This is a genomic window from Bradyrhizobium sp. S3.7.6 (assembly GCF_054061875.1).
Map to the genome: position 1 here is coordinate 96716 of NZ_JBSSEQ010000002.1, position 15530 is coordinate 112245.

The window sequence follows — 15530 nt, forward strand, 5'->3', positions numbered from 1 at the left end:
GCTTTCCGCCCCGAATGGGCGGGCCGTTCCAGACGGACAGCATGTGCATCTGTCTTAAGGATCGCTCCAGCCGTGGCCATCACCCATTTCACGCCCCAGCTCATCGGACGCGGCGATGGCCGCAGCGCCGTGCTGGCTGCCGCCTACCGGCATTGCGCGAGGATGGAGTTCGAGGCCGAGGGCCGCACCGTCGACTATTCCAACAAGCGCGGGATGATCCACGAGGAGTTCCTGGTGCCGGCCGACGCGCCCGCCTGGCTCCGGACCATGATCGCCGATCGCTCCGTTGCGGGTGCCTCGGAGGCCTTCTGGAACAAGGTCGAGGCCTTCGAGAAGCGGGCGGATGCGCAGTTCGCCAAGGAGTTCATCATCGCGCTGCCCGTCGAGCTGACGACCGAACAAAACGTCGCGCTGATGCGCCAGTTCGTGGTCGAGCAGGTGCTGTCGCGCGGGCAAGTCGCAGATTGGGTCTATCACGACGAGCCGGGCAATCCGCATGTCCACCTCATGACGACGCTGCGGCCCCTCACCGAGGACGGATTCGGGCCAAAGCGGGTCGCGGTCGTCGCCGAAGACGGACAGCCGCTGCGCATGAAATCCGGCAAGATCGCCTATCGGCTTTGGGCCGGCGACAAGCAGGAGTTCCTCGAGCAGCGCAACGGTTGGCTCGACCTGCAGAATCAGCACCTCGCCCTGAACGGCCACGAGATTCGCGTCGATGGGCGGTCCTACGCCGAGCGCGGCATCGATGTCGTGCCGACCACCCATATCGGCGTTGCGGCCAAGGCCATCCAGCGCCGGGCGGAGCGCGAGGGACGCGATCCCGAGCTCGAACGGCTGCGTGTCTTCGACGAGAACCGGGCCGAGACGCTAAGACGAATCCAGCGTCGTCCAGAGATCGTGCTCGACATGATTTCGCGGGAAAAGAGCGTCTTCGATGAGCGGGATATCGGCAAGCTGCTGCATCGCTATGTCGACGATGGTGGAGCCTTCCAGCACTTGATGGCGCGGGTGCTGCAAAGCCCCGATGTGCTACGGCTGGAAGGCGAGTCGGTCGATTTCGCCACAGGCGCGCGGGCGCCCGCGAAATACACGACGCGCGAGCTGATCCGGCTCGAAGCGGAGATGGCGCGCCGCGCGGTCCACCTGTCGGGCAGTGCGGCTTTCGCGGTGAAGGCACCGGTCATCGCGGCCGTCTCCGCGCGGCACGCCAACCTCTCGGCCGAGCAGCGCTCCGCCATCGAGCACTTAGCGTCCGGAGAAAGGATCGCCGCGGTTGTCGGACGGGCCGGGGCGGGCAAGACCACCATGATGCGGGCCGCGCGCGATATGTGGGAGGCCGCAGGCTACCGCGTGGTTGGCGGCGCCTTGGCGGGCAAGGCGGCCGAGGGATTGGAGAAGGAGGCGGGCATCGAATCCCGCACGCTCGCCTCCTGGGAATTGCGATGGAAGAGCGGCCGTGACGGTCTCGACGATAGAACGGTTTTTGTCCTGGACGAGGCCGGCATGGTGGCGTCACGGCAGACGGCGCTGTTCGTCGAAACAGCCTCGAAAGCCGGAGCGAAGCTTGTCCTGGTCGGCGATCCGGAGCAGCTCCAGCCGATCGAAGCAGGCGCGGCGTTTCGCGCGATCGTCGAGCGCGTGGGCTATGCCGAGCTCGAGACGATCTATCGCCAGCGTCAGCAATGGATGCGCGACGCCTCGCTCGATCTTGCCCGTGGCCGGACGGCGCAGGCCCTGTCCGCCTATCGCCATCAGGGACGTGTGTTCGGCTCGGAGTTGAAGGCACAGGCGATCGACAATCTCATCGCCGATTGGAACCGCGACTACGATCCGTCCAAATCGACTTTGATCCTGGCGCATCTGCGCCTGGACGTCCGCGCGCTGAATGAGATGGCGCGGGCCAAACTCGTCGAGCGCGGTCTCGTCGAAACGGGACATGCCTTCCGGACCGAGGACGGCGAGCGCCGGTTTGCGCCCGGCGACCAGATCGTCTTCCTGAAGAACGAGGGCTCGCTCGGCGTCAAGAACGGCATGATCGGCAAGGTCGTCGAAGCCGCGCCGGCGCACCTGGTCGCCGAGATCGGTGAGGGCAAGGACCGCCGCCGCGTCGAGGTCGATCAGCGCTTCTATCGCAATATCGACCACGGCTACGCGACGACCGTGCATAAGGCGCAAGGAGCGACAGTCGACCGGGTCAAGGTGCTGGCAACGCTGTCCCTCGACAAGCACCTGACCTATGTCGCGCTGACCCGCCATCGCGAGGATGTGGCGCTCTATTACGGCCGGCGTTCGTTCCAGAAGGCCGGGGGCCTGATTCCGATCCTGTCGCAGCGGCGGGCGAAGGAGACCACCCTCGACTACGAACGCGGCTGCCTCTATCGCGATGCGCTGCGCTTCGCCGCGACCCGTGGACTGCATATCGTCAAGGTGGCGCGCACGCTCATGAGCGACCGTCTGCGCTGGACGGTTCGCCAGAAGCAGCGCCTCGCCGACGTGGCGCGGCGACTGCGTGCGCTCGGCGCAAAACTCGGTCTCGTCGATGCCCGCAAACCCACCATCAGCACCGCGCACAAGGAGGCGAAGCCCATGGTCACTGGGGTGATGACGTTCCCCAAATCCCTCATCGACACGGTCGAGGACAGGATCCTCGCCGACCCCGCCATCAAGAAGCAGTGGGAGGATGTCTCCACCCGCTTCCGCCTCGTCTTTGCCGATCCCGAGCGCGCGTTCAGGGTGACAAACATTGACGCCATGCTGAAGGACCCGGCCGCTGCAAGCTCGACGCTCGCGCGTCTTGCCGCGAGCCCGGGATCCTTCGGGGCGCTGCGCGGCAAGACCGGTCTGCTGGCGGGCAAGGCCGACAAGCAGGAGCGCCAACGCGCCGAGGCCAATGTGTCGGCGCTCAAGCGCGACGTCGAGCGCTACTTACGTCTTCGCGCCGAGGCCGAGCACAAGCATGAAGCCGAGGAACGTGCGATCCGGCATCGTGTCGCGATCGACGTCCCCGCTTTGTCGCGCGACGCGCGTCGCGTGCTCGAGCGTGTCCGGGGTGCCATCGACCGCAATGACCTGCCGAGCGCGCTCGAGTACGCGCTTGCGGACAGGATGGTGAAAGCCGAGATCGACGGTTTCAACAAGGCCATCGCCGAGCGCTTTGGCGATCGCACATTCCTGCCGAACGCAGCCAGGGAGCCCAATGGTCAAGCCTTCGAGAAGGCAGCGGCCGGCATGGATCCCGCGCGGCGCGAGCAGCTGAAAGAAGCCTGGCCGGCCATGCGTGCGGCACAGCAACTCGCAGCCCAGGAGCGCACCGCGCAGGCCCTCAAGCAGGCTGAGGCGCAGCGTCTGACCCAGAGCCAGGGACAGACCCTGAAATGAGCATTCGGCGCTCCCCCTTGGTGATCCTGGTGGCTGGCGCCGGCCTCGTCGCCGCCGTGGCGGGCGCCGGCTGGTGCGCCGGACTGCGCATCAACATGACGCCGAGCTATCCGCGCGGCCTGTGGCGGATCGCGCCGCTGGATCGGGCCGCCACCGCCGGCGATCTCGTCCTCATCTGCCCGCCGGTCACGGCCGAGTTCGAACGCGCGTTTGCGCGCGGTTACATCCGGCGCGGACTTTGCGCCGGGGGCTTAAGCCCGCTCATCAAGACCGTCGCCGCCATCGGCGGCCAACAGGTCGATGTGACTGATCAGGTCTCGATCGACGGCCGTCCGCTCCCCGATTCCGATGTCCGGCAGTCCGATGCCGCCGGCCGTCCTCTCACGCCGTTTGCCGGCGGCGTCGTTCCCGCCGGCGAGCTCTATCTCCACTCCGATTTCGCAGGCTCCTATGATTCCCGCTACTTCGGCCCGATTCCATCATCGGGCGTTCTCGGCCTCGCCCGGCCCGTGTTCACCTTCGGTCCCTAGCGCCTGGCGTGGCGTGGCGATGGTCGTCGCCGCGGCCGCAGTTGGGGCTGCCGCCTGGTGCGGTCACGCGCTCGCCCTGCCGCTTGCCTGCGCCTTCCCGACGCTGTGGGCGTTCGCGCCGTCGCGGGTGATCTCAGCGGGCGTGAGCGCGGCCTATTTCCTCGCGGCATCGCGCGGACTGCCGCAGGGCGTCGTCAATTTCTACGGCACTGATTTCGGCGTCGGGATTGCCTTATGGATCGGCGCAGCGGCCATCTTCGTCCTTGTCCACGCCGTGCTGTGGCGAAGGCGCCCGGGACGGGAGAGGGCGCTTTGCTTTGGGGTTGCGGCGCTCCTGATGAGCGTGCCGCCCTTCGGGATCGTCGGATGGGCACAACCGATCACCGCGGCAGGCATTTTGTTTCCCGGATGGGGGTGGTGGGGATTGGGCGCGACCGCGGCCATCCTGCTGACCATGACGACCAGCAACTGGCCCATCGCGGCGATGGTCGCGGCCGGCTTCTGGGCCTGGTCGGCGGCACACTGGATCGCGCCGTCGCAACCAGACGGATGGGTTGGTCTCGATACCACGCTTGGGAGCGCGCTGGGCCGGGCCCCTAGCCTCGATCAATCCCAGGCGCTTCTCCAGCGCGTGCGCGAAGCGGGCGCGGCCGGAGCGCGTGTTGTTGTGCTTCCCGAGAGTGCGGTCGGGCTATGGACGCCGACCGTGAACGGCTTCTGGATGGACGCCCTTCGCGACACCGACATCACGGTGATCGCTGGTGCGGCGATCGTCGATCGCGAAAGCTACGACAACGCCATGATGGAGATCAGCGCTGGTCGCACGCGCCGGCTCTATGGCGAGCGCATGCCGGTCCCGGTCTCGATGTGGCAACCCTGGCTCGCATGGACGGGGCAGAGCGGAGGCGCCAGGGCCACCTTCTTCGGCAATCCCGTCGTGGAGTCCGCCGGCCGGCGCGTCGCGCCGCTGATCTGTTACGAGCAGTTGCTCGTCTGGCCCGTCCTGCAGTCGATGCTCCACGCGCCCGACGTGCTTGTCGCGATCGGCAATGACTGGTGGACCGCCGGAACCAACGTCGTCGCGATTCAGCGAGCCAGCACCGAAGCCTGGGCGCGCCTGTTCGGGCTGCCGCTCGTGCTCGCGTTCAACAGCTGAAGGGATCATCATGATCGATGCCGCCACCATTCATCAATGCGCCGATCCGGGCTTGAAGCCTGCGATCGTCGAGAAATTCATCCGCGCGGTCGGGGCACCCGATCCGCTCGCCGTCACCGTCCGGACCGGAAACCGCGTCATCCTGGTGACGCCGCCAAAGACCGCGGACGCCGCCATAGAGCTGGTTCGCCGTTACGTCGGCCAGGCCATGGTCCGCGTCGGCGTGACCCAATATCCGGCCGGGCTTGGCGTCACCGACATGGCCGAGCTCAAGCCTGATCTCGTCGACGCCTGCGCCAATATCAGGATGGGGACGGCGCTGTTCGGCAAGGTCTATCGTATCGTCACGAAATGGTACGGCGCGCCGGTCGACGAGGTGTTCGGCGATGCGATCGACGCCTGGAAGACCGGCTATTTCGACGGAAAGTATGTGTTCGACGAGCCCGATCCTGGCAGCCTGCCAGCCCGTAAGGGGGCGTCGGATGCCGGCGACAAGCCCGCGGACGGTGACGCGGCGAGACCTGTGAGCCGTCCGGAAGATGGGACCAAGCAGGACAAGGAGCCGGGCGATCCGAACAGGGCCGGCATCCGGATCGATCTGACCGGCATTGGCGTCCGCAAGCCGAAATAGGCCTTCGGATTGCAACGACCTCGGCACGTAAGCCAGGGTCTGGTGGATAGGCGGCAGCGCGACCCCGTCGCCGGTAGCCCGCGCGACACTCCTAGTTGAGCCACTGCGATTCATCCGAACGAGCGCTCGATCGTGCGGCGCACACGCACCTTGCCTGGACCGACGTGGTACTCTTTTATGACGCGGCCTTCCATTGCTCGCTCAGCCTGAGTGGAACGGTTGCGCTGGCGTAGGTAGTCGTGCCATGTGTGGAAGTGATAGCGCTCGATCCACATGTCTGGATCCGCCATGTTTCGCGCGATCGACCAGCCGTAGGCGCCGTTACGCTGCCGGATGAGCCGAAGTTCCTGCATAATGTCCCGAAACCCAGGCGAGTTTCTCTGCATAACCTGATATTCGATCTCGATCACCACAGGTCCATCGCGCCCGGTGATGGGCACCCGTACCTCTGGATCCTCGAGAAGGCTTCCCTCTTCCGCACGCGCACTCACAGGAGGCATTCGTAGCCATAGGCCAACCAGTGGCGATGCAACCATCAGTGCGGCTGCGACGAGGAGGGCAATTTCAACACCGGCGATGTCCGCCAAATGCCCCCAACCCCAGCTGCCGAGGGCCAGCCCACCTGCTGAGGCCGCCTGATAGGCAGCCAGAGATCGTGCTGCGACCCAGCGCGGCGCCGAAAGCTGTACGCCAATATTCAACAACGTCCAACAGAGGTCCACCCAGCGCCGGCCACGACCAGTCGACCAGTCCCAGTCCAGCGATCACTGGATTTCGGCTGAACGCCACAACAGCAATGCCCGTGCCCATAGCGAGCGCGCAGCAGCGCATAGCTGCTTCACCGGTCAAGTGCTTGCGCACCAGCCCGATATTTGCCGCTCCGATGACGGCTCCCACACCAAAGGCTCCTAGCATCAGACCGTATGTTGGTGCGCTACCAAGGAGGAGATCGCGCGCCACCAGCGGCAAGAGCGCGAGAATCACTCCACTGATCAAGCCCACAATGATCGTGCGGATCAACACGATCATGACCGAGGGTGAGTTCGCGATGTATCGGACGCCTAAAAGAATCGCGCGGTCGAGCCGTTCCGGCGGCAGGCGCGACCGTCCGGCCGCGCGCTTCCACAGATAGAGCGCGGCGATGAGCGGCAGATAGGACACCGCATTGAGTGCGAACGCCGCAACGGTCCCTGCAGTGGCCACAATGATGCCACCGATTGCCGGACCTACGCTTCGTGCAATGTTGTAGCTGATTCCATTCAGCGCGACGGCGGCTGGCAGAGCTTGCGCTGGCACCTGCTCGCTGACGGCCGCCTGCCAAGCGGGGCCCCACATCGCGGCGCCACAGCCCGCTGCAAAGCAGAGCGCGAGCAAGAGGTCCGGTGTGAGCAGCCCTAGCGAGGCGAGCGTCGTCAACGTAGTAGTAGCCGCCAAGGCAATGCCGAGTGAAATCAAGGCCACGATGCGTCGGTCATGCAGATCCGCAATCGCGCCCGCCGGAATTGCGATCAGCATCACTGGCAATCCCAGAGCAGTTTGCACCAGCGCGACCTTGTCCACCGATGAAGACATTTCGGTCACCCCACGCCACTCCTACTCCCTGCACCAGACTGCCGAGATTTGAGACCAGGCTGGCAATCCAGATGCGCCGGAACGTGCGGTGGCGCAGGGGAGCGGTAATGCGATCGGCCTTGGCGGAGCCGAGGGGACCTGCACGGTCTCGCGCGCCCGGCTCTGTACCATCCATCTTCGGCCGGTCTATCGGATCACCTGGAGCCGGGGCGTGACGGCTCAATGAACAAAGTGAATTATCTGGACACACGAACGGTCTGCCTTCCGGAGGCCCCCTTCGAGGCCCGACCGATTCTACCTCATCACGTATGCTACCGGTACCCGCAGCAGAATTGCACTGACGAGGACCTCTTTGGCGCCGGATTGCTGCGTGTTCGGGGGCGATTGCTTTAAGCTGAATGAGCCATATTCGACGCGCTAATGCCATGATTGGCAGGTGTCGGGCGTCACCAATCACCCGCGCGACCTCTGTCACTAGGCTTTTGGCCGCTCAGACGACACCAAGCTGGTTGAATTCGCCGCATTCTCCCCGGCTGGCGTCGAATCCCTCTTCAATCTATAAGGCACCGCAGGGCAGTACGCGCTGCCCTGGGGCTTAGAAACCCCTCGATTAGCGGTTGGTGCCGGCCGTGACGGCACCGGGATCCTCTGACCTAACGGCCGGGGGCCTGTGACGTATGTCCAGGCGCCTCGGTGCTAAAGGTCATAGGGACCGTCTAATCGCGGTTTTCTAACCCCCGGCTTGGGATCAAGGGATTATCGTCGGCGGGGGCGCACCGCGGACCAAGTCTGTGTGAGAATTGTGGCATCGAACAGTGATGATGAATCGCCCGGCGTTGGGCTCAACTGCGATTTTGAGCAGATCTTCGAGGGAATGGCACAACCTGAGCTTGAGCGCCTGGCCATCGACGCCATGCGCGAATACCGTGCCAGCGTCGCGCTTGCCGAGACGGCCCGATTGCAGCGGGTAGCCGCAGAGGCTGACACAGGCTGTTGTCCCGAACGCCGGGCGGAGCTCCAACAAATCTATGCACATGCGGAGACCGAGCATCGGGCGCGTCAGCTCGTCTTGAACAACCTGATCAACCGGCTCGGCTTCGTTCCGAAGGTCCCGGCCGGATAATCAACGCGGCAACTCGTAGACGTCACGGATCAGCGTGCACCGCGCTGTGCGTCGTGGATTCCGTCTTGTCTCACTCGGGGCGGTGCCCAATGCGAGAGTGAGTGCGGCCTACGGCCGTTCACGCTGGGCTAGATCAACTTCTTCTCCATAGCGATGCGGACGGCCTGCTGAAGATTGCTGGCGCCGAGTTTGTCGCGCGCGTTATCCAGATAGAACTGGACTGTTCGCGGCTTGATCCCAAGCAAGTCCGCGATCACGTTCATCGACTTGCCGTGTGACGACCAGCTGAGGGAGGTCGCTTCCTGCGTCGACAGCGTCACATCTCCTGTTTTGAAGGACGACCCAGACACCAGGCTGAGACGAACGTGAATGTAGGCGAGCGCCAATGCCGCGTGCATCGGATCCCATGGCGGGACCTCGACCAGCCGCCGATCAGATGCGAGCGTGATCATCGCGGTGCGGCCATAGCTTGTCCTGATCGGAACGGAAACGCCGGAGCGGATGCCGAAATCAGTTGCCTCCGAATAGAATTGCTTGATCTCGCGCGAGCTCCTGCGCGCGCCGCGCTCCTCCTCCGACCAGGCGAACATCCGCATGCTGCGCTTGGCGGTCGTCACGACAGGGTCGATGATCGTGTATCGCTTTGCAAAATAGAGGTTCAGCCATTCCGCAGGATAGTCGCTGAAAGCAACCCCATCATCAGCGTGAACATGAATGTAGGCATAGCGATCGAAACCGGAGGAGACAGTAAACTTCTTGAGCGCATTGCGAATGGAGCGCTCGTCGTTTGCCAGATCGATAGCGTCGATCAACCCCTGCAACTGCCCGTCCAACAGAAATCTCCCCGTCTTCTTATTCTTTATTCCGAGCGTCAGCGCGTTGCCGACCATGCTCGGACGAGCATCACGATGCGCTCATCCTTCTGACTAATTTCGAGTGACCTGGAATTCAACCTCCCTTACCTATTGATCTCTCCACCCACCCGATGGTCCTGCGCATAGCTCCACGCAGTTCTGATCCGGCCGCAGGCCAAACCGCGTTCTCCAAGGCTGGATTCAGTTTCTATCGCGGTTGAACGGACGCCGATTCTACATTGCTTGCGCGGTGCAGGCCAGTGCGATTTTCATGCAGATGAATCGGGAATTCGTACCTTCGGTATTGGCCGGACGCCGTGACGGGAAACGCTTTACGTTTTCGAACGGCGGGCCCGTCCAGAGTCATGAGTATCGATGTGTCCTCCATCGCTATGTTTGGTTCTCTCGCTGTTGGGAATTAGCTTACCAAGGTGCATGACGCGATCGAGGCTAGCGCAAAGCTCAATGAGGGGATCGTAGATGTCGCAGAAGCAGGACAATAATGACTATGTCATCTGGGATGATGAACTGCCTGGATGGGCGGGCGGTCTCAAAGTTATGTTTCTCATTTCTGCTGCACGAATCGATGTGCCGTCATACGTGAGGACTGCTCGTGATGGTCCTCAATTGTCCGCAGGCGCGCAGCGCATCGACGAACCGATCGCCCGCGACGTGCACGCAACCGGCGTTCTCTATTTGCAAAACGTTAATTCCTTCGATCGGAGTAACGTCCCGCGCAAGACGCTGCTTCAATGAGGATTCGCTTTCCCGTCCGCGTCCCTTAAGGCGCTCGGACAAGACTTCAACAGGTGCGGTGACATTGATGACACATAGTTGCGGATAGCGCTGACGGGCGAGGGGCACGACTGCTCGGGAGCCGTTCGCGACGACGACTATACCGCGATCGAGGTGGTCTTCGACTACCGCAGGAATCCCGTAGAAAAGCCCATGCGCGTGCCAATGCAGGGCGAACCTGCCGGCGCTGGCTCGGCGTTGAAATTCCTCAACACCAATTGATTCGTGATTCTCTCCGATGGAAGGAGGCCTGGTGATGATCCGGCGGACAAAATGAAAACTGGGATCGGACTGCAATTGTACGCGAGCATAGTCGATCAGGGTGTCCTTGCCCGCACCGCTGGGTCCAACCACGAGAACCAGATGGCCGCGCCCAAAGGTCATCGGCTCATACCGCCTCTCTGAGGAGGGTAGGGCCCCTCAACGCGAACTGAGATCGCACGACAAAATCGGCCCCGGAATGTTCTTGAACGAAAAGGGAAAGGGCATCGACGCTGTAGTCTTCACAGAGCAAGGACCCGAACACCGTATCCAAGTCCCGCCGCACTACAGGTTGGTCTTCGGCGGGAAGGCGATCGGTCAGGGTCATGTGGAAGCGAAAGCAATCGAAAACGTACGGGTAGCCCCATTGCACAAGATGGGTGGTCTCGATCTCGTTGAGCTGACTGCATAAACGCCGTTGAAACTCGACTTGGCTCAGCGGCGCTCGAAAACGGTCGAACTCTTCAACGATGCACGAGGCAAGGCCCTGCAGAGTGGGAGCCGGATTCACAGGAGCCAGCGCAAAGAAGCCACCTAGCAGATCGATTTTCAAAGGACCGATCGGGCATGAAGGCCAAGCTGCCACGAACTTGCGGAGCGCCCGCTCCAGTACCTCGACGGAACACTCCTTCTTGAGCCGGAACGGCGCCTTGAGCGTTGCGTGGAAGCCGTAGCGGCGGGGCGCTCTGGTGAGAGCGCCGCGAATTTGGTTCGTTGCGGTGGCAACGAATCCACCTGACGCCATGGGCGAGCATCCAGCGAAGGCGTCGCGCCCAAGCCAGGCCCTCGCCGCCACGGTTAGCGGGTGTTCCGGAGCCGGCGTGTAGTAGATCGCGTACCGAGGATTATCCGACATCAGATAACGGCTTCCTAGCTCACTCACAGTCAAGCGTACTTTAATTGCGGCGCGTCTCTTAAGCTGAAAGGCTTGTCAGCGGCATTACTCCTACCCTCATCGCGATTGATAAGGCGATGATCGCAGTACCGATGCTGTGCCCAAGTTGATGAGGCCGGCCAAAGTTCTTGCGGTTGGCGCCGTCGAGCGAAGCGGTGGGGTCGGATGCTGTGGGGTCGACAATTTGAAGTTTTCCGTTGAAGCACGCCGACTGCGTTACGACATTCGCGGCCAACGAAGCCTCTCTTCAATCGAGCGGCGATTAGGATGCAATGTTCGTCTGAGAAGTCGCCGCATGATTCGTCCGCGATGCCCATTTCCTATGTTTCCGGTTAGATTCTATCAGCAATCAACAGCGCATGAGAGACAGTGCCATTACAGATCGTGTCACTGTGACGCATTCGTACCGATGATTCTCCAATCAGTCGTGACATCTTCGAATTGAGAGGCGATATCGATATGCCAGATCCTAGTCTCATTTGCCGCTGAGCGACTGCTCCTCGGGGTCGAGTAACTGCCTCAACCTGATTGAGGCAGGCTGCACTTCCAGCGGGTAGGCTGTCGATCGAGTCGAGCAATTCGATCGTTCCAGCGGTTTGAGTGTGTCGCGATGATCTTTCTGGTCGAGCGCCGCAAGCTCCTCTGTCGGGACACGCTATGCTGTGGACGGCTCCTCCGGGCACGAGAGTGCCAAGGAGCGGGCGCTGTTTGAGGCTCCCCCAATTCGGAGGAGCAGCCTATGCTGAGGCTTAAATTTCAATCGGATAGCAATTCTTCATAGCTTGCGGCTAGGCGGTGTCGCGCGTTTTTGTCGATTTCCTTGCAGGAATTTGTAGAGAACCGGTCGAGTTCCTTCATCTAGCCATAGCTAAGCTAGTAGCTACTTTCCGGCGCAAAAATCGCGGTTCTGAAGGGCGCGATCAACCATGCAGACAATAAGAAGCCCTGCCGGGGGCGGCGGGGCGATGTGAGGCCAAGATTGCGCTGGAAGTGGACTACCTTTGGAGTGACTGCTGTTCCATCACGCGACCGATGCTGATGAGGTTGTCTGCGACAACGCCGAGCCCGACCCAGCGCTTCATTCCGGCGCTGGCTTTGTAGCGGCAGCGATCGAGCCCGTGCCGCCGTTTGGCGACGCTGATGCGCCCCTCGCATCCGGTCCGCCATCTCTGGCCGTTGCGGAACCAACGCTTCTTCTGCTCGCGCTTGCGGGCGACGCTCTTGGTGGAACGATTGGGGATGCAGACGCGCTTGACGCCGCTCGCCTTCGCGGCGGCTTCATTCCTGGCGGAATAGAACCCGGCATCTGCCGCGACCAGACGTGGCGTGCGACCGAGCTTGGCTTGGTGGATTTCGATGGCCGGGATCAAGAGGTCCGAATCGCTCGGCCGCCGATCGTAGACTTCGTAGTCGATCACGATCTGGTTTTCGGCTTCCTGCAGCTTGACCATCTTGCCGAACTCGTTGGGCTTGCCGGCCTTGCCCTTGCGAATGATCCCCGTCGAGGGCTCGAGCTTGTCCTCTGTCCGCGTGTTGCCGTGGAAGATGCGTTGCCGGGTCTGCCGCATCACCTGCCGCACCAGCGGCATCATCGCTTCCAGCTCCTGCCGCAAGCCTTGCAGCGCCAGCCGTTTCAAGATGCCCCTGGCCCGCTTCACGCCGGTGGATATCTCATGGGAGAAGCGCTTCGCTTGACCCACCACTCGGCTCGTTGAGTTCAATAACTTACGGTAGCCTTGCTTGAGCCTCTCGTGATTGAGCGGTCCTTTGGCACGCGCAATCCGCGAGATATCGAGCAGCCGCAGTTTTACGCTTCGCGTTTGGTCGCGCAGCTTGGTTCCGGCCGCGCCCGCGATCTCGGTGACCTTCTTCATGGTGCGGATCAGCACCCTAACCCCGTCACCCAGCAACGTGCTGTCGGTCGGGTAATGGATGTTGGTCTCCACCACCGTCGTATCCAGACGCATTCTGCGTCCCTGCGTCACCCCTTGTTGCTGCGCGATTTGCACGATCCGGTCGTGGATCTGTCTGATTGTCTCCGGATCCACAGCCAGGCCCCAGCGCCCCATCGTCTTGGCGTCCGGCATCTTGCCGCCGCCCACACGGGTGAAGTCGCGATACACCAGATTGGCGCGCACTTCGCGTTCCAGCACGTGATAGCTCCAGTTGCGAACATGCTTGAGGATCAACAACCGCAACACCACCTCGGCCGGCGCGCCCAGCCGACCACGACTGCGGCTCTTGGGACGTCGTCTCGCCAGCGCCTCGTACACCGCACCGACGATCTGTTCATCCGCCAGAACCCGGTCAGCATGGGTCATCCAACCTTCGCGAAGATCGCTCACCTCCCCGGCGATCAAGCCGTCGCCGAAGCTCAGTTGCGCTCTGCGCATCTCAATCACGTTTCTTCCTCTCCCGCGGCGCCGCATCAGGGCGCAACAGGTCGTGATTGAACTCGCAGATCGCCTCGATCGCGTCTTTCAGCTTCTGGTAATTCTCCAGCCAGCGGCGCACCTCGGCAACGCGCTCACGCCGCACACTGAACTGGCGCACGCGTCCACCCGCATAGCTCACCGTCAGGACATGCACCTGGTGCCCTTCGCCGCGCGCGCATTTCGGGCAGCCGCTCTTGTGACGAACGGTGCGCTCCAGCAACGAACCGCGCAGCAGTTCGCCGGTGACCGGCAGCTTGCCGACAAGCTTCTCACGCGTTTGAAGGGCTCGCTTACGAATCATTCATAAGAAGGAATCAATACTGCCGCTTCAAGTCAGCGCCAATCCGTTCGACCTTGCAGTTTTCGCTACACCAAGCGATTCTGGCTGCCTCACAAGGCCGCCGAATTTTGCGCCGGAAAGTAGCTAGGGCGTCCTTCGTTGAAAAAGCCGGCTTACTCGTAATGTCAGTATTTAGGGGCATTAGTTAGCTAGCTAGATCGTCCGCATTCTTGCAACGCATGTTGAACCACTGCGAGAGGTGCCGCCCGTATTGTTCTCCGGTACCGACGGTAACTTATCGTCCATCCTCGAAACCTTATCAGCGGTAGACGCTGGGAAAGACCATGTCCTGGTCGACGAGGACGTTGAACATATAGCCCGGTCGAATCTCCAGTGTGGGCTGGACGTTCAGGTTCTTGCCGATCGTCTGTTCGGCGACTCGGCCAAACGTCTCGGCAAAGCTGTTTCGTGCGGCGTCAGACGGTGTCTGCCGATACCCATACGGCGAACTCGCCGGCACGGACATATTGATGCCCGCGCCGATCGCGGCAATCAGGATCGCGGAGCCGAATACCTGGAAATAATGATTATCAACTTGATCATTGAAGCCACCATAGCCTTCCGCGTCCGTGCCTGCCATGCCTCCGATCTGCAACGTCGAGCCGTTCGGGAAGATGATGTCAGTCCAGACGACAAGGATGCGGCTTTGCCCGAATGAAATCTTGGAATCGTACCGTCCCAAGAGTTTGGCGCCCTGCGGGATCAGCAGCTGGTGGCCTGTGGCGCTGTCATAGACGTCCTGGCTGACCTGGGCGGTGATGCGACCGGGAAGATCGGAATTGATGCCGGTGATCAGCGTCGCTGGAATGACGGAGCCGCGTTTCAGTTCGTAGGCGGATGTCGGCGCAACCACCTTGTTGGGAAGATAGCCGAGCTTCTTGAGGTCCGCGTTGAAGAAATCCTCTTTCGCCATTTGACCGTTCGGATCGATGCTCTGCGTACTGAGGCCGGCGCGAAGCGCCGCCGCATAAAGGTCGGAGGCACCGCCTGTAAGACCTGGTGTTGTCGTTTTCGATGGTGCTGCATTGCTCATCGGTGCGCTCGATGTTTGCAGCTTGCCGAGATTGATGGCGAGCGGGGAGTCATAGGCCGCATCGTTCGCCTGCACGCGGGCCATGCGCTCGCGCTGCTGCTCCCGGAGATATTGCTCATGTGCCTCCCGCTCGAGGCGCGCCCGCCACAGCGCTTCGGATTCGAGTTGCGAGCCGGTGGGTGCCTCGGTGTGTTGACGGCCGGAAAAAGGATTGTTTGCCGGCTTTTGGGTTTCGGACTGCGCCGGCGCTGGCTGGAATGTCTGTGCCTCCTGTTGGTCGCCGATGATGCCGTTGGAAACTCCCTTCTTGAGTTGATCCGCATAGGTCGAAGCTGAGTTGGAAGAGGCAGTGTCGATGCCGGCCTCGCGACGGAGTCCGCGCGACGTCAGGCCGTAGAAGATGACGGCGAAGAACACGATCACCAGCACGATGGCGACGATGATCGGCAGCCGGTTCAGGCGACGGATTCCTCTGCCTTCCGCTTCATCCGGAGCGCCGCCAAGCTTCAGGGATTGCGCCATAT

Annotated in this window: 11 protein-coding genes and 1 pseudogene; 5 read left to right on the plus strand and 7 right to left on the minus strand. The window is 62.2% G+C overall.

Going from position 1 to position 15530, the window contains the following annotated elements:
- The first annotated feature begins 72 nt into the window (after positions 1-72).
- The 4 genes from traA to ACVJ5M_RS43260 are packed head-to-tail and all read left to right on the plus strand — an operon-like array spanning position 73 to position 5698.
- A complete protein-coding gene (gene traA, locus ACVJ5M_RS43245) occupies positions 73-3381 on the plus strand; it encodes a Ti-type conjugative transfer relaxase TraA (protein WP_456679690.1) in 3309 nt (1102 codons plus the stop codon).
- Positions 3378-3911, plus strand: coding sequence for a conjugative transfer signal peptidase TraF (gene traF / locus ACVJ5M_RS43250; protein WP_456679691.1), 534 nt, complete (start codon positions 3378-3380; stop codon positions 3909-3911). The genes traA and traF overlap by 4 nt, the downstream gene beginning before the upstream one ends.
- Complete coding sequence (locus ACVJ5M_RS43255) at positions 3832-5067, plus strand: conjugal transfer protein TraB (RefSeq protein ID WP_456679692.1); 1236 nt, start codon at positions 3832-3834, stop codon at positions 5065-5067. Before traF ends, ACVJ5M_RS43255 begins: the two co-directional genes overlap by 80 nt.
- A gap of 10 nt (positions 5068-5077) precedes the next feature.
- Positions 5078-5698, plus strand: a complete 621-nt coding sequence (locus tag ACVJ5M_RS43260) for a TraH family protein (protein ID WP_456679693.1) — start codon at positions 5078-5080, stop codon at positions 5696-5698.
- Between the two features lie 113 nt (positions 5699-5811).
- Here the strand turns inward: ACVJ5M_RS43260 and ACVJ5M_RS43265 are convergent.
- A pseudogene (locus ACVJ5M_RS43265) lies at positions 5812-7445 on the minus strand (MFS transporter); the annotation flags it as partial.
- Positions 7446-8072: 627 nt separating this feature from the next.
- Here ACVJ5M_RS43265 and ACVJ5M_RS43270 point away from each other — a divergent pair.
- Positions 8073-8393, plus strand: coding sequence for a transcriptional repressor TraM (locus ACVJ5M_RS43270; protein WP_456679694.1), 321 nt, complete (start codon positions 8073-8075; stop codon positions 8391-8393).
- Between the two features lie 128 nt (positions 8394-8521).
- Here the strand turns inward: ACVJ5M_RS43270 and ACVJ5M_RS43275 are convergent, their stop codons facing one another.
- From ACVJ5M_RS43275 to trbI, 6 genes are all read right to left on the minus strand, one after another.
- Entirely contained in the window at positions 8522-9226 is a 705-nt protein-coding gene (locus ACVJ5M_RS43275) for an autoinducer binding domain-containing protein (protein WP_456679730.1), read from the minus strand.
- Between the two features lie 615 nt (positions 9227-9841).
- A complete protein-coding gene (gene phnN / locus ACVJ5M_RS43280) occupies positions 9842-10426 on the minus strand; it encodes a phosphonate metabolism protein/1,5-bisphosphokinase (PRPP-forming) PhnN (RefSeq protein ID WP_456679695.1) in 585 nt (194 codons plus the stop codon).
- Positions 10427-10430: 4 nt separating this feature from the next.
- Complete coding sequence (locus ACVJ5M_RS43285) at positions 10431-11159, minus strand: DUF1045 domain-containing protein (RefSeq protein WP_456679696.1); 729 nt, start codon at positions 11157-11159, stop codon at positions 10431-10433.
- 1034 nt (positions 11160-12193) lie between these two features.
- Positions 12194-13591, minus strand: coding sequence for an ISNCY family transposase (locus ACVJ5M_RS43290; RefSeq protein ID WP_456679731.1), 1398 nt, complete (start codon positions 13589-13591; stop codon positions 12194-12196).
- Between the two features lies 1 nt (position 13592).
- On the minus strand, positions 13593-13934 hold the full coding sequence (locus ACVJ5M_RS43295; protein ID WP_456679697.1) for a DUF6788 family protein: 342 nt from the start codon (positions 13932-13934) through the stop codon (positions 13593-13595).
- A gap of 298 nt (positions 13935-14232) precedes the next feature.
- Positions 14233-15528 (minus strand): IncP-type conjugal transfer protein TrbI, encoded by a 1296-nt coding sequence (gene trbI, locus ACVJ5M_RS43300; protein WP_456679698.1) that lies wholly within the window; start codon positions 15526-15528, stop codon positions 14233-14235.
- Positions 15529-15530 lie beyond the last annotated feature (2 nt).